The organism is Faecalibacterium sp. OM04-11BH, from assembly GCF_003482185.1.
GTDB lineage: Bacteria > Bacillota > Clostridia > Oscillospirales > Ruminococcaceae > Faecalibacterium > Faecalibacterium tardum.
The window spans coordinates 4,364-5,057 of the sequence record NZ_QULS01000033.1 but is presented as its reverse complement, the minus strand read 5'-3'; the positions used below and the strand labels follow the sequence as shown (position 1 = coordinate 5,057).

Annotated in this window: 1 protein-coding gene; it reads left to right on the top strand. The window is 52.4% G+C overall.

Translation table 11 applies throughout. The features are described 5' to 3' along the window. On the top strand, nt 1-681 hold a 681-nt coding region (locus DXB44_RS14095; protein ID WP_118659087.1), incomplete at its 5' end, for an XRE family transcriptional regulator. Nucleotides 682-694 lie beyond the last annotated feature (13 nt).

Below are 694 nucleotides of genomic sequence, written 5' to 3'. Positions count from 1 at the left end.
ACCCATGAGCAGGTGCTGAAGATCGCAAGGCTGTTCAACGTGTCCACGGATTTTCTGCTGGGAGAAACAAATATCCCTGATCGCAAAAACTACGACATTGCCGAACTGGGCTTGTCCGTAGAAGCAGCAAAGAACCTCTACACAGGGCGCGTCAATACAGAGGTAGTCAACTTGCTGCTGGAAAACGCCCGCTTTGCAGAGCTTACTTACCGTATAGCACAGTATTTTGATGATACGTTTGCGTCCGGCATTGCGGCACAGAATGCCATGCTCACGACATTGAGCACCCTGCTGCGCACAAAGGTCAAAACCCCGGCAGCAGCTAAAGCCGCAAAGGACATCAGCCTTCGGAGAAAGCCAGTGTATCAAGGCGACCTTGATGACATTGAGATGTACTTCATGGCGGCGGTCAAGGAAATCAAAAAGGGTATCGGGAGCCATTACGCCGAACAGGAAGCCATGAGCAAGAAAGCGGCAGAGAAAATGTTCACCGAATTGACCAAAGGGCAGGATGTGCAACACCCAACGATTACGGCAGAGCAGTTGACGGATGCAATGTTGGACAGTGTTTCGGGCATGGAAGGAGCCACGCCGGAGGCACTGGAACAGCTGCGGAATGGTCTGCTGGGAATCTTGCAGTCTGCCGCAGAGCAGGAAAACGCCCATGAAGCAGACGAATGAACGGCTTTGTGCG